This is a genomic window from Corynebacterium sp. HMSC08D02 (assembly GCF_001807505.1).
GTDB classification, from domain to species: Bacteria; Actinomycetota; Actinomycetes; order Mycobacteriales; family Mycobacteriaceae; genus Corynebacterium; species Corynebacterium pseudogenitalium.
This window is the reverse complement of record NZ_KV789238.1, coordinates 165,130-168,839: the sequence shown is the minus strand read 5'-3', so window position 1 is coordinate 168,839 and position 3,710 is coordinate 165,130. Positions and strand designations below refer to the sequence as shown.

At 56.3% G+C, this 3,710-nt stretch carries 1 protein-coding gene; it reads left to right on the top strand.

The window, feature by feature from the left end; genetic code table 11:
- Positions 1 to 372: 372 nt before the first annotated feature.
- Positions 373 to 3,710, top strand: a 3,338-nt coding sequence (locus tag HMPREF3170_RS05100) for a Rib/alpha-like domain-containing protein (RefSeq protein WP_168161626.1), incomplete at its 3' end; no start/stop codon positions are given.

Sequence of the window (3,710 nt, the reverse complement as noted above, 5' to 3'; positions counted from 1 at the left end):
TGCCACCCGTCATATATGACGGGTGGCAGCTTTTTGCATTGATACTGACAACGGTCGGTGTTTGTTCTGGGAATCTTCGTCTTCGCAGGTGACGTACATATGTCTGCCAATTATCTATACAAACAATTACATGTGCACTATAGGACAATCGTCCTAGCGCTGTCTACCTGATGGATTCTTAGAGTTTGAAACGTATCAGTGTCGCAAAATCCTGCAATGGAATAGGCCTAAAGGTCTATTAGAAGCGCAGACCATTCATTGTTATTCTCTGATAACTGTAAACCATGTAGCGCCTGTGTCTGCACCGGGAAAACGGTGATGCACGCGGCGGTGCGGTGGCATGTTCTGAAATAACAGATGAAAGGATTTATTGTGCGAAACTCCTATAAGGCACGTCGTGGCACGTCGGTTGCTGCGGCAGCACTTTCGTTCGCGCTTGTTGCGCCACTTGCGCAGCCGGTTGCGTTTGCCCAGGAGACCGCTGCGGCGGTTGACGGCGCGGACGCTACTGTTGACGACGCCGTCAAGGATAAGAAGGTTCCGAACGCCATCTACACCAAGGGTGGCTGGCGCGATTATGGCGGCTACCACGGCTACGCGTACATCAATAAGGATGGCCGACATGACGACCTTTCGGCGAACAATGAGCCGCTGAAGGGCAATGTTATCTACCTGCAGTACGTCACCGGCAAAAACGAAGTATCCCCGGTGTTCTACACCCTGACCGACTCCGAGGGTCGCTTTTCCTTCGACTTGACCCGCAAGGTGACTGATCGGGTAGGTGCCCCTGCGTTCAACCTGGCTGGCGCCAGCAAGTTCAAAGTCCGTGTGTGGGGCGAAAACCCAGACGAAAACAAGTACTCTGTCGTCGCCGCTGGTGATATGAACTCTGGCCGATACACCACACGTTTGAACCGAGTCCAGGAATCCTGGAACTTCACCGCCGGCCCAGCTGGCTCCCGCATTACCAATGGGCGTTTCGTGCTTGAGGAGAAGCCGGCGCAGGTTGATTGGCTGGCGAAGCCGGAGTCCGAGTGGACCCGCGCACTTGATGGCCAGACCGGTGAGCCGACCGTTGATGGCCAGTTCCCAGACTACGGAAAGTACGGCGCTTTCAGGAGTGCTGGTGCTGCACCAAACTGGTCGATGGTTTGGTGGGAAAACGGCGAGGACGCCGGTTCCTTGCCGGGGTACTACAAGTACCAGCCCGGCCAGGGTGATCGCGCTGCTGGTGGCGTAGAAGTTGTTGCCTCGTACCTCAACGATGAGGTCGCGCGTGAGATTGACGCGTGGAAGGAAGCGAACAAGGGTTACACCGCTGAGCAGGAGCGTGCAAACCAGGAGCGCATCATCAAGGCGTACCAGGACGAGCATGGCGTAGGTTCACACATCGCTGAGACTGTCGTTACGGAGACTAAGGCTGACGGTACGATTTACCTGCCGTTTAAGGGCACGTATGGCCAGTCGCGTACACAGGAGAACCAGACTGCTCAAATTTCCAATAAGCTGGCCAAGGGCGACTTCGGTACAGTTGCGAAGGACTTCATGCCAGATAACGGTGCATCGCGCCGCGCTGCGTTCGGTGATGGTTTAATTAACCAGACGAAAAAACGTCACATCAACACGGACTACATGTACGTGTACCCGAAGATCGAAGGCCGCGACGTCAAGAACTCGGCGTTCCCGATGAACATGTTCCAGGACTTCAACAAATTTGGTTCTGTGTGGGCTGGACAAGCAATGGACGGCTTGCAGTTCCCGCTGATGTCCGCACAGCCGATCTTTGATATTCCGGAGTACAACTCGTACGACAATAAGGGTCGAGCTGGCTCCAAGGTGACCACGAAGGCTGCAGGCCTGATGCCAAATGCGGATTACGCAATTCGTTGGTACGCAACTGATCCTGCTGGTAACCAGACCGAGCTGGAAGGCAAGGAGTGCATCGTCAAGAGTGACGAGAAGGGCGTACTGCCTTCCTGTGACTTCCAGGCTCCTGAGGATCTGAAGGAAACCACCGTCTACACAGCGGCTGTGGTGACTGTTGATCCTGCTTCGAAGAAGATGTCTGACCGCTGGGAGATCGCGGACTCGTTTACCGCTGTTGTCCCAGAGCAACTGCCGCTTGGCTCCGCGGGTGAAGAGTACCCAGACAACAACGTCGCGGACCTGTTCAAGCAGTTGCCTGACAACCTTGCTGAGAACTCGAAGCCACAGTACTCCGCCGATAAGCTGCCTGATGGCCTCGAGATCGACCCGGAAACCGGCAAGATCACTGGTACGCCAACCAAGCCTGGCACCACCGAAGTGACCGTGACCCGCGAGGTCGAGGTCATGGTGGACAAGTACGTTGGCGTTACCGATGAAAACGGTGATCCAGTTTGGGAAAACCCTGATGAGGAAGATCCCGCGCAGCGCATCCAAAAGACGGAGAAGTCCACTGTTGCAGAGAAGCAGTACGAAGAGGTCGTCACAAAGATTACGGTGACGGACACTCCGCTCCAGGATGGCGTCGTCGGCGAACCATACGAGCAGGAAGTGAAGCCTGAGGGCTTCGACAAGCTTCCTCAAGGCTTCGAAATCGAGGAAGGCTCCCTCAAGGTTGAGGGACTGCCAGATGGTCTGACGTTTGAAAACGGCAAGATCACCGGCACCCCAACGACCCCGGTTGAGGCTTCTGAAGAGAAGCCGAACGTGACTGTGACGTACACGTTGGTGGATCAGAACGGTGAAAAGCACGAGCAGACCGATATCGTCCCGCTGGCTGTGAAGTCCCAGGCTGACGCCTACGACCCCAAGGGGCAGGATCAAACGGTTGAGCCGGGAGAGAAGCCGAAGCCTGAAGACTCGATCGCTAACAAGGAAGACCTTCCTGACGGCACCGAGTACGAGTGGAAGGAAGAGCCAAACACCGACGAGCCTGGTGACAAGCAGGGCAAGGTCGTCGTGACCTACCCGGATGGCTCGAAGGAGGAAGTCGACGTCACCATCCATGTGACCCAGGATCCGACCTCTGTCGACGAGTCTGGCAAGAAGGCTGTCGACCCGACCGACGACAAGCAGGACACCGGCGTCAAGATCGTCAACCCTGACGAGGAAACCAAGGTTTCTGCGAAGGACGAAGATAGCAAGGACATCCCTGCCGAGATCGACGAGAACGGTAACGTCCATGTCACCCCAGGTGAGGACGTTGATGGTCCGATCACGGTAGTCATCGAGGACCCGGATCTGCCTGGCGGCAAGGTCGAGGTCGAGGTTCCGGTCAACGGCCACGAGAAGGGCAAGGACGACAACGGTTCGGACACGAAGCCGGAAGCGCCGAAGACCACGGTTGACGAGTCTGGTAAGCAGCCTGTCGATCCTTCCGATGAGAAGCAGGACACTGGCGTCAAGGTCAACAACAAGGACGGCGACACCAAGGTCATTGCTAAGGATGAGGACGGCAAGGACATTCCGGCCGAGATTGATGAGAACGGCAATGTTCACGTCACCCCTGGCACCGACGTTGATGGACCGATCACGCTGACCATCGAGGACCCGGATCTGCCTGGCGGCAAGGTCGAGGTTGAGGTTGAGGTTAAGGGCCACGAGAAGGACCGTGATGACAACGGTTCGGACACGAAGCCGGAAGCCCCGAAGACCACAGTCGACGAAACTGGCGCAAAGCCTGTCGATCCGACCGATGAGAAGCAGGACACTGGCGTCAAGGTCAA